General features: G+C 64.4%; 17 protein-coding genes. 10 read left to right on the forward strand and 7 right to left on the reverse strand.

Going from position 1 to position 17,167, the window contains the following annotated elements; genetic code table 11:
- Positions 1–20 precede the first annotated feature (20 nt).
- The 3 genes from ACEF39_RS08905 to ACEF39_RS08915 all read left to right on the forward strand — a co-directional run bounded on the left by ACEF39_RS08905 (position 21) and on the right by ACEF39_RS08915 (position 2,190).
- Positions 21–758 carry a hypothetical protein gene (locus ACEF39_RS08905; RefSeq protein ID WP_500288001.1) on the forward strand — a complete coding sequence of 246 codons (738 nt, stop codon included), beginning with the start codon at positions 21–23 and terminating at the stop codon, positions 756–758.
- Between the two features lie 83 nt (positions 759–841).
- Complete coding sequence (locus ACEF39_RS08910) at positions 842–1,321, forward strand: hypothetical protein (RefSeq protein WP_500287669.1); 480 nt, start codon at positions 842–844, stop codon at positions 1,319–1,321.
- An 86-nt stretch (positions 1,322–1,407) separates the two neighbouring features.
- The gene (locus ACEF39_RS08915; protein WP_500287670.1) at positions 1,408–2,190 is read left to right on the forward strand and encodes a 3-hydroxybutyrate dehydrogenase; all 783 of its coding nucleotides are present in this window, start codon (positions 1,408–1,410) and stop codon (positions 2,188–2,190) included.
- 141 nt (positions 2,191–2,331) lie between these two features.
- Here ACEF39_RS08915 and ACEF39_RS08920 read toward each other — a convergent pair whose 3' ends face one another.
- From ACEF39_RS08920 to ACEF39_RS08935, 4 genes are all read right to left on the reverse strand, one after another.
- Positions 2,332–3,378 (reverse strand): hypothetical protein, encoded by a 1,047-nt coding sequence (locus ACEF39_RS08920; RefSeq protein WP_500287671.1) that lies wholly within the window; start codon positions 3,376–3,378, stop codon positions 2,332–2,334.
- Positions 3,379–3,701: 323 nt separating this feature from the next.
- Entirely contained in the window at positions 3,702–4,142 is a 441-nt protein-coding gene (locus tag ACEF39_RS08925; protein ID WP_500287672.1) for a chemotaxis protein CheW, read from the reverse strand.
- Positions 4,143–4,316: 174 nt separating this feature from the next.
- Positions 4,317–4,775 carry an SRPBCC family protein gene (locus tag ACEF39_RS08930; RefSeq protein ID WP_500287673.1) on the reverse strand — a complete coding sequence of 153 codons (459 nt, stop codon included), beginning with the start codon at positions 4,773–4,775 and terminating at the stop codon, positions 4,317–4,319.
- A 2-nt stretch (positions 4,776–4,777) separates the two neighbouring features.
- Positions 4,778–5,092 (reverse strand): ArsR/SmtB family transcription factor, encoded by a 315-nt coding sequence (locus ACEF39_RS08935; RefSeq protein WP_117310206.1) that lies wholly within the window; start codon positions 5,090–5,092, stop codon positions 4,778–4,780.
- 440 nt (positions 5,093–5,532) lie between these two features.
- On the opposite strand from ACEF39_RS08935, the gene ACEF39_RS08940 reads away from it, so the two are divergent.
- Both ACEF39_RS08940 and ACEF39_RS08945 read left to right on the forward strand, forming a co-directional pair.
- A complete protein-coding gene (locus tag ACEF39_RS08940) occupies positions 5,533–6,057 on the forward strand; it encodes a GNAT family N-acetyltransferase (RefSeq protein WP_500287674.1) in 525 nt (174 codons plus the stop codon).
- A 94-nt stretch (positions 6,058–6,151) separates the two neighbouring features.
- Positions 6,152–7,921, forward strand: a complete 1,770-nt coding sequence (locus ACEF39_RS08945) for an oleate hydratase (protein WP_500287675.1) — start codon at positions 6,152–6,154, stop codon at positions 7,919–7,921.
- An 83-nt stretch (positions 7,922–8,004) separates the two neighbouring features.
- Here ACEF39_RS08945 and ACEF39_RS08950 read toward each other — a convergent pair whose 3' ends face one another.
- Positions 8,005–8,850 carry an oxidoreductase gene (locus ACEF39_RS08950; RefSeq protein WP_500287676.1) on the reverse strand — a complete coding sequence of 282 codons (846 nt, stop codon included), beginning with the start codon at positions 8,848–8,850 and terminating at the stop codon, positions 8,005–8,007.
- 101 nt (positions 8,851–8,951) lie between these two features.
- Between ACEF39_RS08950 and ACEF39_RS08955 the strand changes: the two genes are divergently transcribed.
- The 3 genes from ACEF39_RS08955 (at position 8,952) to ACEF39_RS08965 (ending at position 11,204) form a co-directional block, all read left to right on the forward strand.
- A complete protein-coding gene (locus ACEF39_RS08955; protein WP_500287677.1) occupies positions 8,952–9,905 on the forward strand; it encodes an AraC family transcriptional regulator in 954 nt (317 codons plus the stop codon).
- Positions 9,906–10,025: 120 nt separating this feature from the next.
- Positions 10,026–10,613, forward strand: a complete 588-nt coding sequence (locus ACEF39_RS08960) for a TetR/AcrR family transcriptional regulator (RefSeq protein ID WP_500287678.1) — start codon at positions 10,026–10,028, stop codon at positions 10,611–10,613.
- A gap of 90 nt (positions 10,614–10,703) precedes the next feature.
- Positions 10,704–11,204, forward strand: a complete 501-nt coding sequence (locus ACEF39_RS08965; protein WP_500287679.1) for a hypothetical protein — start codon at positions 10,704–10,706, stop codon at positions 11,202–11,204.
- Between the two features lie 24 nt (positions 11,205–11,228).
- On the opposite strand, the gene ACEF39_RS08970 is transcribed toward ACEF39_RS08965, so the two are convergent.
- Together ACEF39_RS08970 and ACEF39_RS08975 are read right to left on the reverse strand one after the other, a co-directional pair.
- Positions 11,229–12,470 (reverse strand): hypothetical protein, encoded by a 1,242-nt coding sequence (locus ACEF39_RS08970; protein ID WP_500287680.1) that lies wholly within the window; start codon positions 12,468–12,470, stop codon positions 11,229–11,231.
- Between the two features lie 75 nt (positions 12,471–12,545).
- Positions 12,546–13,547 carry a helix-turn-helix domain-containing protein gene (locus ACEF39_RS08975; RefSeq protein WP_500287681.1) on the reverse strand — a complete coding sequence of 334 codons (1,002 nt, stop codon included), beginning with the start codon at positions 13,545–13,547 and terminating at the stop codon, positions 12,546–12,548.
- Between the two features lie 315 nt (positions 13,548–13,862).
- Between ACEF39_RS08975 and ACEF39_RS08980 the strand changes: the two genes are divergently transcribed.
- Together ACEF39_RS08980 and msuE are read left to right on the forward strand one after the other, a co-directional pair.
- On the forward strand, positions 13,863–16,439 hold the full coding sequence (locus ACEF39_RS08980) for a TonB-dependent receptor plug domain-containing protein (protein ID WP_500287682.1): 2,577 nt from the start codon (positions 13,863–13,865) through the stop codon (positions 16,437–16,439).
- 52 nt (positions 16,440–16,491) lie between these two features.
- The gene (msuE, locus tag ACEF39_RS08985) at positions 16,492–17,073 is read left to right on the forward strand and encodes an FMN reductase (protein ID WP_500287683.1); all 582 of its coding nucleotides are present in this window, start codon (positions 16,492–16,494) and stop codon (positions 17,071–17,073) included.
- Positions 17,074–17,167: the final 94 nt, after the last annotated feature.

Consider the following 17,167-nt stretch of genomic DNA (forward strand, 5'->3'; position numbering starts at 1 on the left):
GGGAAGCCATTCACTACGACATGCGAACGTCCGTTCTCTTCATTCTCTCCGCCTTGTGTCTGACCCTGTTGTCTGGCTGCGCCAGCGGGCCGGAGTATCACCATTACAGTCGCGAGATCACCAGCGCGTTCGTGGCCGACGACGGCAAGCTGTATCTGCTGCCTGTCTATGACGAGCCAATGCGCTTCGATGCGGCGCCGTTCCGTGATTACCGCGCCCTGATGGACAGCCCGCTGCGCGAGGCCGTGGTCTGCGCGCAGATGTACATCCGTGAGGACTGGCGTGTTCCGGCTGACCGCACCAAGGTACATGGCAGCTACGCGTTGCTGCTGCGGCCCGAGCAGGTGACGCCGGAGCAAGCTGCCCAGTTCAAGCTGGAGCGGTTGGAGATCAGCCCACGAGTGGCCAAGGCCATCGACGAGTTGACGCGCCGGCCGTACATCCTTGAAGCGCGGACCCGCTACGAACTGGCGGCCGACCCGGACTGCAATCTTTCCAGGAAGGGCGGCAGCTATTACAGCGCGCTGTTCGAGGGTGATGGCGAGCGGGTGCAATTGCCGGACGCTGCTGCGCTGGCCGCGAAGGCGAAGCTGCCGCAGTCGATTGCCGCGCGGGCTGAGCGGATCCAGCCGGAGGATAAGGACAAGCCGGGCGTGGGTGCGGCGACCGGCAAGGTGCTGGGTGCGGCGTTGGTACCTGTGGCGGTTCCGGTGTTTGTGTTGAGCCTGCCGTTCCTGGGGCCGGATCATTGGAGGTGATGGAGCGTTGAAGCCAGAGCATCCACGCTTGGCGTGGATCTACTGGAGTCGCCAGTGCCTGAAAGTTAATCGTGGAGATCTGTGTGGCAAGCACACTGGAAGCTGTGTTGAAAATCCTGGCCTTCGCTGTCCTTGCGGCACTTCCGCTGCTGACTATTTGGCTGATCCATCGGCGAGTGTCACTGAGAGCCCGTTCTGCGTTGGGATCAGGGCTGCGATTGAACTCCCCTCGCCGGATTTCCGGTACGTCCATGACCTTGGTGATGGTTAATGGGAAAGAGGATCGAGAGCACTACTTCTTTGATACAGATACCTTCTATCTGCAGCGGGGCCCAGTGCCCACGACGGTTCCGCTCTCGCAGATCACCTCAGTCACACGAACGTCCGATGTCATCTACGCGCGCTATATCTGGCAGGTATGCTTCAGCAGAGAAGCGGGCAGAAGGTGCGTAACGTTCACCAACAATCTGTCGCTGTTCAATCGCGACTTCCTGCTCTTCCTAGAGGCGGTGCGGAAAGCCAATCCGCTCGCGACCGTTGATCGAGCGAGCGTCATCTTCTAACCGTGGGCCGACATCGGCCGTTCCATTCAAAAGGAGGTTGGCCCGTGGAGCTACACTGGCTGCCTACGCCCGATGGAAGCTCGCCCATGTTCAATGGAAAAGTCGCGGTAGTTACCGGCTCCACCAGCGGTATCGGTCTTGGCATTGCCACCGCGCTGGCGCGACAAGGCGCCGACATCGTGTTGAATGGATTTGGCGATGCGCAGGAGATCGAACGCATCCGCTCCGGCCTGGAAGCCGAGTTCGGTGTGCGGGTGGCGCATGATGGCGCCGACCTTTCCCGAGGTGAGGCGGTGCGGGAGCTGATCGCCCACGCCGTTGCCACGATGGGGCGCATCGACATCCTTGTGAACAACGCGGGCATCCAGCACACCGCGTCGATCGAGGAGTTTCCCGTAGCGAAGTGGGATGCGATCCTCGCGCTGAATCTCTCGGCGGTGTTCCACTCAACGGCGGCGGCCTTGCCCTACATGAAGCAGCAGGGCGCCGGCCGCATCATCAACATCGCGTCGGTGCACGGGCTGGTTGGCTCGGTGAACAAGTCGGCCTATGTGGCGGCCAAGCATGGCGTGGTGGGGTTCACCAAGGTGACGGCGCTGGAGAACGCCGGCACGGGCGTTACGGCCAACGCGATCTGCCCGGGGTGGGTGCGAACGGCGCTGGTCGAGCAACAGATCACCGCGTTGGCGGAGCGCGAGGGAACGGACCAAGAGTCCGCCGCTCGCGCGCTGCTGGCCGAGAAACAGCCCTCGTTGCAGTTCGTGACGCCCGAGCAGCTGGGGGAGATGGTGGTGTTCCTGGCCTCGGATGCTGCGGCGCAGATTACGGGCACGGCGCTTCCAGTGGATGGTGGCTGGACAGCGCGCTAGCTGGCAGGCTGTGCGCGCTGAGCCTGCCAATTTTAGGGCCGGTTCATTGGAATAAGGTTGCGCACATGCTCTGCGGCATGCTCGACGGAAGTGAGATCAGATTGCCCGTCGCAACCTGATCACAATTCAGGTGTCCGCTTCCTACGCAAGCCGGGCCGACCTGAGCTCAAGACACTTGTCGAGGTAGCTGTCCGAGAAGGCTCGCAGTCTTGCCCGCCGGCCAGACATCTCATGTTCCAGACTGGGGCTTGTGCGGCGAGGCATGTGGCTTGAAATAACATTCGCGAGTTGGGCATGCAGTTGCCCATTGGGGTTCAGTTGCCAAGCTCCGTTGGCACGTCCATCCGCCATCGTCACTATGACTTCGCAACGGATCTGCCCTAGAAGTTCTTGGAGCAGGTAGTCTCGCGTGGCAATGTACGGAACAACGAGGGTGTCAGTCAGGCCTGCGGAGAAGAGCGCAGTTGCAGGAAGCATGACGTCGTGGGTGATATTCAGTGCCGCCTTCTTCTGCAGCTCCACATTGGACTGCAGTTTGGTGTCCTTAGTGACTTTGCTGACGACCGCCTGAGGAAAAAGCTGGGGCTTATCCTTGATCAGGAAGAAAAGTGCAGCCAAGTAGAAGGGAATCTGAAGATAGGGGAGATCGTTCTCTCGAACCAGGCCTCCTAGCCACTCCAGCTTGCCCTCAGCACTTCCACGTTGGTGATAAAGGTAGGCGATGGCAGGGATGTAGCCGGACAGAAGTTCAACATTCGTTGCAATTTCTGGTTTGCCCTGTTCCAGAATCTTGTCAAACTCGACTGCGTTGCTCTTTGCCTCCCAAGAGCCAAAAGTCCTACCAAACAACTCTGCGAGGTCATGAACTGATTGACTGGCGGCGGCATAGTTCTGCCTCTTCTCGATCAGCGCCATCACGGGGTTGAACTCAAGCGGCATGGAGCGGAAGAGCTCGGTCAAGTATTTCAAGTCTGAGGGTCGACGATTCTCAAGCATGTCGGTTAGTACGTTGTTGTCGACAAGTACAGAATGAAGAATCCTCAGCTCGGACGGAGCGACGCCCATTTGATGCACCAAGGGCGTGATGTAGAGTGCATTGACTGCCTGAGGCCTTATGTTCGTTGCTTTGCCATCAACTACCCAGGTTTCACCGATGAGCGGTTCTACCAGCTGCGTATTTTGCGTCATCGCCTTGTAGCTCCTTAAGCAGGGAAATCCGAAATTGCGTATAGGCTTAGGTTTCGACCTGCGCCAAGTATGCGCGTGTCACCTAGTTCAGGAAAAATCGGGTGGACGCCGGGCAGTAGCTTGGCCAAAGTCGGGCGTTAGGCCCGCCGAATTTGGCTGCCCCGGCGGCGGGCAGAATAGCCGGATCTTGCGACCATCAGACACAGCAATAGTGGAGCTTTGCCCGGCGGCTTTGAGCTCTGACACTGCGTTGCCTTAGGAAGGACGCTGCGCTCGCCCGGCATGCCACAGCGCCAACCTGATGACGGAGCGGAAGCCAGCCGTTATCGAAGCCGCGTTGGATCGATCAGGGGAATCTCGCCGAGCGCGCCTAGCGTGATGTGATGGCTGCAGAACCCGAACGAGGTATCCGTGGCGGGCCGCACCTTGTGGCGTGGCACGCTTTCGATTTCCCGCACCTCGTCGACGGCCAGAGCGAGGGTCTCTGCGCCGGCCTGCATCAGCAGCATGGCCGGGCAGCTGTGGGCGAATGCATCCAAGCCAATGGCCTGGCGCAGGTCGACCACCGGCAGGGCGTGGCCGCGCACGGTGAGGTGCGGGCGCGTGCCACTGCCGGGGCGATCAAAGGTTTCCGGGCCGCGGATTTCAATCGCGGCTTCGACATCGATGGCAAACAGGTGGTTACCGGCCCGCACAACAACAACTTCAATGAAGGCTGGCGACGACGGGGCCGGTTCACCGGCCGAAGGGGAAGAGGGCTGCAAGAGGAACCTGTGGAAGGGTATTTAGACTGCGTCGCAATGATGCCGTGTTGACGTGGTGCAACGCGTGCTTGACGGGTGAGCGGCCAACACGCGTTGCATGTGTCGTTCAGCGGAATCAAGGCTCCTTCACGGGTCGGTTGGCGCCGGGGTAGGGTTGCCAGCCATGGGCTGGCACTACTGGGGTTTGGCGAAGACGTCCAGGCCTTTGCCGGTTTCCAGCAACGACTTCAGGCTCGAGAGCACGATCGGCCAGCCCTGGCGGATGCCGGTATCCATGCCGCTGCCCGGTTCCAGCTCGTCATGGATCACCGTCAGCTTGACCATGTCCTCATACGGCACGATCTCGAACGTCACCCGGCTGTAGGCCTTCGGGTTGTCCGCCTGCGAGGCGGCGGCCCAGGTGATCACCAGCCGTGAGGGTGGGGTGTTTTCCACCACGTCGCCCACCAGTTCGACCTTGCGTTCGTCATTGGCGCGCACGTGCTGCCAGCGCGAGCCGGGTGTCCAGTCCGAGACGTTTTCATGGCCCCAGTAGGTGCGGGCAATCTCCGGCCGGGTGATGGCCTCGAACACCTTCTGCGGCGTGGAGGCGATATAGATCACGTGGATGAAACGGGTGGATTCAGCGCTCATCGTCATTGTCCTTCCAGTTCCTGTTTGAGGTCATGCAGCAGGCTCAGGCGCTGCTGCTCGAACTTGCTTACCCAGCGCGTATAGACGTCGTGCAGCGGCACCGGGTTGATGAAGTGCAGCTTCTCGCGGCCGCGCCTGACGGTGCTGATCAGGTTGGCGTCTTCCAGCAGGCCCAGGTGCTGGGTGACCGATTGCCGGGCCATGTCCAAGTGCTCGCAGAGCTGGCCGAGGGTCTGCCCGTTGTCTTCACAGAGCAGATCCAGCAGCGTGCGGCGCGTGGGGTCGGCCAGTGCTTTGAACACCTTGTCTGCATCCATGGGGGCCTTCAGTTCCAGTTGTCGATCTTGATGTCGTGCGGGCTGGGCTGGCCGCGCCCGATTTCCAGCAGGGATTTCAGGCTCATCAGGAAAATGGCCCATTTGGTGCTGCAGTGGCTTTGATGCCAACTCTGTCTGCGATATCCACCATGACTGCGGCTCCACGGTGGGCGGCGGGTGCCGTCCGTGGGATCACTATAGGCAGGCAAATGCCTGCATGTCAACTGTGGTCCATGGATTTCCAACCGAGGTAGTGCCGGCCGCTGGCCGGCAACCAGGGTGGGGTTGGGAGATTGCAGTTGCCGGCCAGCGGCCGGCACTACCGGTTAGCGGCGCGCAATGGACTTTTGGCCATGGTGATGGCGGCTGCGCGGCGGCATTCTGAGCGGAGCCGGGTGATTGCAACCGTTCGGGTTCGTTGAATGAAAGGAGCACTACGCGTGACTGATACAGGAAAAGAGGCGCTGACGATCCGTCGCGCCAGTGTGGCCGATGCACCTGCGGTGCTGGGCTTGTTCGATGAGGTGATTGCGTGGTTCGTGGTCATCGGCAATCCGCAGCAGTGGGGCACCGAGGCGTGGTCGTCCATTCCGCGCCGTATCACCCAGGTGACCGATGCCTGCGCGCTGCCCGGTGCGTGGGTGGCGGAAACCGCGCAGGGCGAGGTGCGTGCATTCCTGGCGTTGGGCGAGGCCATGCCGTATGTGCCTGCTGCGACCGAACCCGAGTTGTACGTGCGCGTGCTGATTGCTTCGCGCGATGCGCGGGTGCGGGGTATCGGCCGTCGCTTGATGGCATTCGCCGACGAGCAGGCGCGCGCGGCGGGATTGGATTACCTGCGCGTTGATTGCTATGGCGGTGGCAGCGGCGAGCTGGTGCGGTTCTACGAATCGTGCGGCTACGAACGTTTGTCGACCTTCAACGTGGATGGCTGGCCGGGACAGGTGTTGGGTCGCCGGCTGTGAGGTAGCTGCGTCACTGCGTCGCAGCCTCTCTGCAGGATGCGGTACATCGGTTCAGCGCTAGAGTGGGCATACCCTATCCAGGAAGGAGACGCGCATGTACTACAGCAGTGGCAACTATGAGGCCTTCGCGCGCCCGCGCAAGCCGGCGGGCGTGGACAACAAGACGGCGTGGTTCGTCGGCTCGGGTCTGGCCTCGCTGGCAGGTGCAGCCTTCCTGGTGCGCGATGGGCGCATGCCCGGCGAGCGCATCACCATCCTAGAACAGCAGCAGATTGCCGGTGGCGCGCTGGACGGCCTGAAGGTGCCGGAGAAGGGTTTCGTGATCCGCGGCGGCCGCGAGATGGAAGACCATTTCGAGTGCCTGTGGGATCTGTTCCGTTCGATTCCGTCGCTGGAGATCGATGATGCCAGCGTGCTGGACGAGTTCTACTGGTTGAACAAGGATGACCCGAACTATTCGCTGCAGCGTGCCACCGTCAACCGGGGCGAGGACGCGCATACCGATGGCTTGTTCACCCTGAGTGAGCAGGCACAGAAGGACATCATCGCGCTGTTCCTGGCCACCCGGCAGGAAATGGAGAACAAGCGCATCAACGAAGTGCTGGGCCGCGATTTCCTGGACAGCAATTTCTGGCTGTACTGGCGCACGATGTTCGCGTTCGAGGAATGGCATTCGGCGCTGGAGATGAAGCTGTACCTGCATCGCTTCATCCACCATATCGGCGGGCTGCCGGATTTCTCGGCACTGAAGTTCACCAAGTACAACCAGTACGAATCGCTGGTGCTGCCGCTGGTGAAGTGGCTGCAGGAGCACGGTGTGCAGTTCCAGTACGGCACCGAGGTGACCGATGTGGGCTTCGCGCTTCAGGAAGGGCGCAAGCAGGCCACGCGCATCCACTGGACGCGGGATGGCCAGGCCGGTGGCGTGGCCCTGGGCGCGGACGATCTGCTGTTCATGACGATCGGCTCGCTCACCGAGAATTCCGACAACGGCGACCACCACACTGCTGCGCGCTTGAATGAAGGCCCCGCACCGGCGTGGGACCTGTGGCGGCGCATCGCGGCCAAGGATGCGGCGTTCGGGCGCCCGGATGTGTTCGGTGCGCATATACCGGAAACCAAGTGGGAATCGGCGACGGTGACCACGCTGGACGCGCGCATTCCGGCGTACATCGAGAAGATCGCCAAGCGCGATCCGTTCAGTGGCAGGGTGGTGACCGGCGGCATCGTGAGCGTGCGCGATTCACGCTGGCTGATGAGCTGGACGGTGAACCGGCAGCCGCACTTCAAGAACCAGCCGAAGGACCAGATCGTTGTGTGGGTGTATTCGCTGTTCGTGGATACGCCGGGCGATTACGTGAACAAGCCGATGCAGGACTGCACGGGCGAGGAGATCACCCGCGAATGGCTGTACCACCTGGGTGTGCCGGTGGGGGAGATCGACGAACTGGCGGCGACCGGGGCGAAGACGGTGCCGGTGATGATGCCGTACATCACCGCGTTCTTCATGCCGCGCCAGGCCGGTGACCGCCCGGACGTGGTGCCGGAGGGCGCGGTGAACTTCGCCTTCATCGGCCAGTTCGCCGAATCGAAGCAACGCGACTGCATCTTCACCACCGAGTATTCGGTGCGCACGCCGATGGAAGCGGTATACACCCTGCTGGGCATCGAGCGCGGCGTGCCGGAGGTGTTCAATTCCACCTACGACGTGCGCACGCTGCTGGCGGCGACCGGTCGCCTGCGCGATGGCAAGGAGCTGGACATTCCGGGGCCGGCGTTCCTGCGCAACCTGCTGATGAACAAGCTGGACAAGACCCAGATTGGCGGGTTGCTGCGTGAGTTCAAGCTGGTGCAGGACGACTGAGCGAGCGCGGTGCAGGTAGTGCCGGGCCATGCCCGGCGTCCCGCGCTGCAGTGACCGCTTCGCTCGCCGGGCATGGCCCGGCGCTACCGCAACGCCGCGTTGTCGGTGGAGCGGCTGAGGCGCTCCCAGGCATCGATGCGTTCTGTCATGGCAGCCAGCTTGCCGCGTACCAGGTGCAGGGCATCGCTGCCCAGCAGGAGGTGCGTGGGTGGGTTGGGACTGTCTATCACCTGCAGCATCGCCTGCGCGGCCTTGATCGGGTCGCCCAGCTGATGGCCGCTCTTTTCTTCGCGTGCGCTGCGGATCGGGTCGAACAGTGCGTCGTAGTCGCCGATGCTGCGCGAGGCCCGCACCATCGAGCGACCGGCCCAATCGGTGCGGAACGAGCCCGGCGCGATCGCGGTCACGTGGATGCCGAATGGCGCCACTTCCTTGCCCAGCACCTCGCTGATGCCTTCCAGCGCGAACTTGCTGCCGCAGTACCAGGCGATGCCCGGCAGGGTGATGAAGCCGCCCATGGAGGTGATGTTGAGGATGTGGCCGCGGCGGCGCGCGCGCATGTGCGGCAGCACGGCTTTGATCAGCGCGGCGGGACCGAACACGTTCACTTCGAACTGATGGCGCAGTTCGTCCAGCGTGGATTCTTCGAGGATGCCTTCGTGGCCGTAGCCGGCGTTGTTGACCAGCACGTCGATGGCGCCGATGTCGGCTTCGACGCTGGCCACCAATGCCTCGATGGCGGCGGCGTCGGTGACGTCCAACAGGCGGCCGAAGGCGTGACCCGGCGCGAGGGCTTCGAAATCCTGACGGGCGGTTTCGCTGCGCACGGTGCCGACCACGCGGTGGCCGGCCAGCAGCGCCTGCTGGGCCAGGGCGCGGCCGAAGCCGCTGCTGACGCCGGTGATGAGGAGGAGGCGGGATACGGTCATGGACGAGGGCTCGTGGCTGGGGTCTTGCACGTTAGTGGTTGAGTGCGGGGCAGCCCAGGCCTAAGCTTCGGTCATTCTTGCCTATTCCTATGGGGCGCCCGATGCGATCGGTCGATGATCCGCTGCACCATCCGGCACAGGCGCGCATGGTCGGCCTGTTGCAGGCGCTGGCGGTGGACGAGGGCTACACGCTGACGCCACTGCCCGGTGTGCGGCTGCTGCGCTCGAACCGGCCACTGGCGCGCACGCCGGTGCTGTACGACCCGGGCATCGTGATCGTCTGCCAAGGGGTGAAGCGCGGCTATCTGGGCGGGCAGGTCTACCAATACGACGCGCAGCACTACCTGGCGGTGTCGGTGCCGGTGCCCTTCACCATGGAAACCGAGGCCACGGCGGAGGCGCCGCTGCTGGCGATCTACCTGCATCTGGACCTGCAGCTGGCGGCGGATCTGCTGATTGAACTGGGCGAGCGCGCCGCCAGCGCCGAAGCGCCAGCACAGAGCATGATGTCCAGCCCGATGCAGGGGGCGATGCAGGCCACCGTGCTGCGCTTGCTGGAGGCGCTGGCCGATCCGTTGGAGGCAGACGTGCTGGGGCCCTCGCTGGTGCGCGAGCTGTATTTCCGGGTGCTGACCGGCGCACAGGGTGGGGCGATGCGCGAGGCGCTGGCCATGCGTGGGCGCTTCGGCCGCATTGGCAAGGTGCTGCGGCATATCCATGCGGCCTATTCGACGGCGCTGGATGTTGACGCGCTGGCGGCGCAGGCGGAGATGAGCGTGGCCACGTTCCATGATCACTTCCGCAGCATTACCGGGACCTCGCCGATGCAGTACGTGAAGTCCACGCGGCTGCACCAGGCGCGGCTGCTGATGCTGCGGCAGGGCATGACGGCTGAGGCGGCATCGCTGGCGGTGGGGTATGCCAGCCCGTCGCAGTTCAACCGGGAGTTCAAGCGCCTGTTCGGTTTGCCGCCGGCGGCCGAGGTGGCGCGCATGCGGCGAAGTTTTGCGCTGCCGCCGGCGCCGGCCGATGCGCTGTATGTGTCTTCGCACTGACCGCTGCGCTCGCCGGGCATGGCCCGGCGCTACCAGGGAAGCCCGTGTCAGGTAGCGCCGGGCCATGCCCGGCGAACGAGGCGGTTGACATGCGGCCTACCTACTAGTAGGTTTAAGTCCATGAAAGACTCACTCTCCCCAAAGGCCCACGAGATCCTGGCCCAGGCCCGTTCGCTGCTGGAAGCCGGTGGCTACAACGGTTTCAGCTATGCCGACGTGTCGGCGCGGGTGAACATCAGCAAGGCCAGCATCCACCATCATTTCCCCAGCAAGGCGGATCTGGTGCGCACGGTGGTGGAGCTGTACCGGGCCGAAGCCCGGGCGGGCCTGGCGCTGCTGGACCGGCAATTGGGCGACCCGTTGCAGGAGCTCAACGCCTACGTGGACTACTGGTCCAGCTGCATTGCCGGTGGCACGGCGTCGTTCTGCATCTGCGCGATGCTGGCGGCCGAGATGCCGATGATTCCGCCGGAGGTTGCCGAGGAAGTGCGCGGGCATTTCGAGGATCTGACCGGCTGGCTGACCGTGACGCTCGAGAAGGGCGTGGCCCGCGGCCAGCTACGCCTGCAGGGCACGCCTGCCGACGAGGCCAAGGCCTTCATGGCGTCGGTGCACGGCGCGATGCTGGCGGCGCGCGGATTTGGTGATGCAGCGACGTTCGCGGCGCTGGCACGGTTGTCGATTGCCCGGGTGAGCGCGGCGGCCTGAGTGTTTCCCGGAAGGCCTGCGCGAAGCGGGTCTTCTTTTTGTCCATCGAATCTACCTACTAGTAGGTTCATAACTCCAGCAGAGGTTGCCATGAGTCATCCGCTTTCTCCCTTGGGCGTCGTGCACACCGCGATCAGCCTGGTTCCCATCGTCGCCGGCATTTACGGATTCATCCGCCATCGCGCAATTGCTCCGGCTACGCGCGCGGGCAAGCTCTATCTGCTGGGATTGGTGCTGTCGGTGATGACGTCGTTCACCGTCTCCAGCACCGGGGGCCTCAACCCAGGTCATGCGTTTGGCGTGGTGATCCTGCTGATTGCATTCGGTGGAGTGCTGGCGTCGCGGCTGCGGTTGCTTGGCCGGTTGGCGCCTTATCTGTCCACGTTCGCGCTGTCTTTCAGCTTCCTGCTGTCGCTGGTGCCGGGCGTGAATGAAACGCTGACGCGACTGCCGGTGGCGCATCCGATTGCGGCTGCGCCGCTGGCGCCGGTGATCCTGCAGACGTTGCTGGGGTGTGCGGCGCTGTTTGCGATCGGCTTCGTGGCGCAGTGCTGGCGGATACATGCGCGCAACACACGCGCACGCGGCTGACGCTGCGCGGGACAGTCCGGGTGATCAGTCTGCCAGCGGTGCTGGTGCGTCTTCACCATAGGTGGCGTAGGCGCTGCCGCACGTCGCGTACGCCGCCGCGTTGGCAGGCAGGCCGGTGGCCTTGATGGCACGCCGCGAATCGCCGTTGGACACTTTCACGTAGCGCTCTGCTGCCAGCGTGTCGTCGGGCAGAACGTAAAGCAGCACGCGCTGCAGGGTGGATTGCCCGTCCAATGGCTGCGGCTGGCGGAATGCAGGAACCTGCACGCGCGCGCTGTGCCATTCCTGCGGTGCGGCGGCAGTCTGCCAGCGAACCTGCAACGGCTGGTCGAGATTCAACAGCGCGACACCGATGGTGTGGTTGGACGCCGTGCACGCAGCGGGGGGCGCAGCAATGGGCGCGATGGCGTCGTCGCCGATGTCCAGCGTCGCGCCATTGATTTCCAAGCGCACGATCGGCGCGGCGCCGTAGTTGTGCGTCCTGAACTGCACCAGCCCTTCCACGCGGCTGCGCTCGAGCTCGTATTCGGTAGCGCCGGCCAGACGCGCCAGCGCGGGGGCAACCTCGACGTGGTCGGCATAGTGGTAGTAGAGGTGCACGATGTCTGGCCCCCCCGATGTGCCCCACACGCGGGTGAGCGCTGCGGTATCCGGATAGGACTGGCGACGCAGTGGCAGGCGGGTGCCGGTGCCCCCGGGCGGGGCGCCGTAATAGTAATGCTCGATGCCTGGTTTCAGTCGTGCGTTGTCGTAGGGGAAGGCGCTGTCTGCATCGGACTGTGCGTTCGGATAGCGGTGGAAGGCAACGAAGTGCTCGGGTGTCTGCCCATTCATGGGCAGGTCGGGCCCCGCGCCGGAGTAGGTGGAGGCATAGGGTGAGGTGTCCAGCCACAGTGCATTGTCACTGAGGTTGATGTGCATTTCTGCGATGGCCGCGCGTGAGCCACCGGTGGCGGTGTCCACGGTACTGTGCAGCGCTTGCCCCAGCGGAACGATGAGCAGGGCGAGGGCAGTGGGCAGGAACATGAGGGCATGCACCCCGCCCGGCACGTTCCCGCGCTCGCGCACCATGTAACGGATCCAGGCCAGCAGGAGCAGCACCAGCAGCGGTACGCCAACCCACAGCGCGAGGGTGACCAACGCCACTACGCCCCAGCCGAGATTCGGGGTGCAGACTGCGATCAGGCCGAGCGCGGCGAGGAGGCTGGCCAGGACCAGCGAAACGCCAATACCGAAGCGGTAGTTCCTGTACGGGGTAGCAGTCATCACCGTTCCATCGGCAGGCCGGGGCGTGCCTGCATCTTGCCGGGTGGATGGCAGCGTGGAAAGACCGGGGGGCTGTCAGCAGCCCACCAGCCGGTCGGCGCTGATGCCACTGCGGCGCTGGTTGCGGTATTCGATGGGGCTGGCGTCGACCATGCCGCGGAAGTGCCGACGGAACGATTCCTGCGAACCAAAGCCCGCCTGTTCGGCCACCCATTGCAGTGGCCGATCGGTGGTTTCCAGCAGTTCGCGTGCGTAGGCCACGCGCTCGCGGATGAGCCAGTCGATGGGCGACAGGCCGGTGGCTTCGAGGAACTGGCGTTGCAGGGTGCGCTGGCTCAGCGCGGCCTGTTCGGCGAGGCTGCCCAGTGAATGCGGTTCGCGCAGATTGCGCCGCATCCATTCCATCAGTTTGGCCAGCCGCGTGGGTTCGCCCAGCGGGATCGCGCGGCTGACCCGCTGGCTGCGTTCGGCATCGCGCCAGGGTGCCAGTACCAGCCGTTCGGCGACCAGGTTGGCCACGCGGGCGCCGTAATCCTTGCGCACCATGTGCAGCATCATGTCCATGCCGGTGGCCGACCCGGCCGAGGTGATGATGCTGCCGGCGTCCACATACAGCACGTCGTCGCGCACGTGGATGCGCGGGAACTCGCGGGCCAGCGTTTCCGTGAGCCGCCAATGGGTAGTGGCCTGACGGCCATCGAGCAGGCCGGCCCAGGCGAGCACGAACGCGCCGGAGCAGATGGAGGTGATGCGGGCGCCGCGCGCATGGGCGCGGGTGAAGGCATCGAGCAGCGCCTGTGGCGGGCGCTCGCTGGGTTCGCGCCAGCCGGGAATGACGATGATGTCGGCGTCGTCGACCGCACTCAGATCGTAGGGCAGCTGCACCTGTGCGCTGCCGAGCATGCGCAGCGCACCGGGCTCGCCAGCGCAGAGCTGGGTGCGGTACCAGGCCACACCGAGTTCGGGGCGGATGGGCGCGAACAGGCCAACCGCGCAGCCGAATTCGAACAGGCCCTGGCCGTGGCAGGCCACGATGGCGACGGTGGGCGCGTTCGGTTCGGCAGGCAGGCTGGGCATGGCTTGATGCTACCGATGCAGGCACGTGCCGCTGAGTGGCGCGCGGGCATGAGGTGATGCCCGCGGGGTATATGCAGACCGGGGTCAGATCCTTTTCGCAGGAAGGGCGCTGACCCTGCGGATTCGCGTGCATGGGGTCAGAGCCCTTTCCTTTGGAAAGGGATCCGACCCGGTGTGTGCAGGCTGCGTAAGGTCATTACCAGCGGTCATGTAGCTGGCGCGATGTGACGGTCACATGACGCGATATCCGCTGTTGCGTGTTGGGCGTGGGCTCTTGAATGGAGGCGTGTCTCCGGCCCACCCCCACGAGCCCCCATGCCTGCTGCCCACATTCCTGCGCTGTCCACGCTCTCCCTTCTGATTGCCGCCGCCCTGGCCGCTGCCCCGGCGTATGCGGCTGATGCCGATGCACCGTCGGTGACCACGGCCACTTCTGCGAACCTTGCCGCGTCCACGCTGGATGCGGTGGTGGTGACCGGTTCGCGTACCAGTACACGCACGGTGAAGAACAGCTCGACGCCGATCGACGTGATTTCTGCCGAGGACCTGGCGGCTACCGGTCAGGCAAACCTGCTTGAAGCCCTGCAGCGCAGCCTGCCGTCGCTCAGCCAGATTGGTGGCTATCAAAGCGACCAGGAAAGCCTGATCCGCGGCTACCAGCTGCGCAACCTGTCGCCGGGATACACGCTGGTGCTGGTGAACGGCAAGCGCCGCAACGCCAGTGCGTATGTGAGTGGCGCCAACGGTGGTGGTTATCCGGGCCACGCCTGGGCCGACCTGGCGCTGATTCCGGTATCGGCCATCGACCACGTGGAGGTGCTGCGTGACGGCGCTTCGGCCATCTACGGTTCGGACGCGATCACCGGGGTGATCAACGTGATCCTGAAATCGCAGGCGCACGGTGGCGATGTGTCGGTGGAGAGCGGGCAGAGCACCGATGGTGACGGCAGCCGCACCAGCGTGCGCGCCAACATCGGTCTGCCATGGGGCGAGGATGGCTTCATCAACCTGTCCGGTGAGAGCACGGGCCAGCACCATGCAATCCGCACGCGACGCTATATCGATGGCTACCTGAGCTATCCGGCGGTGGACGGTAACGGCAACCTTGTGGCGCTGCGGCCGAACAACAGGCTGCCGGCCGGGGCGTCGCCGAACCCGGCCGAGGCCGGACGCGATGCCGAAGCCAACATCATCCTCAGCTCGCCGTCGTATGCGTTGAAGGCCTTTGCGGTGAACGTGGGCCATGGGCTGGGCGAGAACGCGCAGTTCTACGCCAATGCGACCGCCAGCGACCGCACCGCACAGGCGATCCAGAACTTCCGGCTGCCGGCGACGATCTTCACCACCTACAGGGCGCCGGGCGTGCTGAGCGTGTTTCCCGACGGCTTCCTGCCGGTGCTGGAAACCAAGGAGAAGCAGTACACCGGCACGGCCGGGGTGAAGGGCCAGGTTGCGGGCTGGGACTACGACGTCAGCCTGACCGGCAACCGCAACACGGTGCGTACCTACACCCGCAATTCGGTGAACTACTCGCTGCCGTACCCCGGCTCGCCTACCGACTTCTACGACGGCAAGCTGGACTACCAGCAGGGCATCGCCAACCTCGATCTTCGTCGCAGCTTCGAGGTGGCGGCCTTCGCCTCGCCGGTGGAAGTAAGTGCCGGTGCCGAGTACCAGCACGAGGAGTACGAGCGCGGGGCAGGGCAGTGGGAGTCGTACACCGGCTTCGGTGCGGCCGCCTTCGTGGGCTATTCCACCGCCGATGCGGTGAAGGCCACCCGCAACAGCAAGGCGGTGTATGCAGGCGCCGCGACCAACATCACCTCGCGCTGGTACCTGGATGCGGCCGCGCGCTGGGAAGACCATTCCGACTTCGGCACGGTGTCGACCGGTCGGTTGACCACGCGCTTCGACTTCACTGATGCACTGGGCGTGCGCGCCACGGTCAGCAATGGCTTCCACGCGCCGAGCCTGGGCGCGCAGTTCTACCAGGCCACCGGCAGCTGCCCGTGCGGTACCACGCTGGTGGCGCAGGTTTCTTCGCCGGCAGCAGTGGCGCTGGGCGCTACCCCGCTGAAGCCGGAGAAGGCCACCAACTACAGCCTCGGCGTGACCTGGGACCCGAGCCCTGCCTTCCATCTGGCGGTGGATGCGTACCAGATCGACATCCGCGGCCAGCTCGGCCAGTCCAGCCAGATCGGCTACAACGCGCAGGACCCGGCGCGGGTGACCGACAACAGTGGCACCGTGCTGACCGCCGCGCAGAAGAACACCATCGATGCGCTGCTGGGCACGGCCGGCATCAGCATCCTGCCCGGTGATGCGTTCTATGCCAGCTACTTCACCAACGTGGGCGACACCCGCACGCGCGGCGTGGAGCTGACCCTGGAGGCGAACCAGGAAACGCAGTGGGGCAAGCTGCGCTGGAGCTACGCGGCCAACGTGGGCCGCACCACCATCCAGAAAGTGAGCGCGATTCCGCAGGCGTTGCAGGGGCTGCCGAACATCAACCTGCTGACCAAGTCGAGCGAGTACGCGCTGCGCTTCCGCACGCCGTCGTACACGCAGGTGGCGGGAATGGGCTGGCAGAACGGGCGCTGGCGCTCGAACGTGGACTTCACCTACTACGGCCCGATCAAGCGCCTGAACAACGGCGTGGAGTACAAGCAGCCGCCGGTGCTGGTGACCAACCTGTCCGGTGGCGTCGAGCTGGGTGCCGGTTGGAGCGCGGCGCTGGGCATCAACAACGTGTTCGACAAGCGCACCCGCAAGGTACCCGCATATGCACGCAGCGCCACCGACGTGGCCAGCATCGAGACCACCTGGGACAGCGGTGATGTGCTGAGCAACGTCGGGACGTTCTGGTACGGGCGCGTCAACTACCGGTTCTGAGGTTCATGTGAAACGTCGCCGGGCATGGCCCGGCGCTACCGAGGAGGGGGTCATGTCTTCTGCGTTGAATGTGGTTGCGTTGATTGGTTCGCCGACGGCATCGGCCAACTCGCGCACGTTGCTGCTGGTGCGGCATCTGCTGGAAGAACTGCGCGAGCGGGTCAACGTCAGCGTGGAGCTGGTCGAGCTGGCGCCGATCGCGCGCTCGCTCGGGCAGGCCTTGCAGCGTAGTGAAGTGGAGCCGCAGGTGGAGCGCGCGCTGGCCACGATTGAATCGGCGCAGCTGCTGGTAGCGGCCACGCCGGTGTATCGCGGGTCCTATCCGGGCCTGTTCAAGCACCTGATCGACTTCATCGGGCTGGACGCGCTGGTGGATACGCCGGTGCTGCTGGCCGCGACCGGTGGCAGCGAGCGCCACGCGCTGGTGATCGACCACCAGCTGCGGCCGCTTTTCAGCTTCCTGCAGGCGCATACGCTGCCGATCGGGGTGTATGCCACGCCGGCCGACTTCGACGGCGATCGCATCAACAGTGCTGCTCTGCAGGCACGCATCCAACTGGCGGCCGAGCGTGCAGCGGGACACCTGGCGCCCTTGGCGACGTCCGTAGCGCCGCCACTTCGGCGGATTGCCTAGCGCGGTGCCATGACCTTATTGCCAACCTGCATCTGCATGGCCGGATCCGACCGTGGATTGTCGAGTTCTGGCGCTGGCATGCGGCCGTCCTTCT

Origin of the sequence: Stenotrophomonas indicatrix (assembly GCA_041545745.1) — a bacterium.
GTDB classification, from domain to species: Bacteria; Pseudomonadota; Gammaproteobacteria; order Xanthomonadales; family Xanthomonadaceae; genus Stenotrophomonas; species Stenotrophomonas indicatrix_A.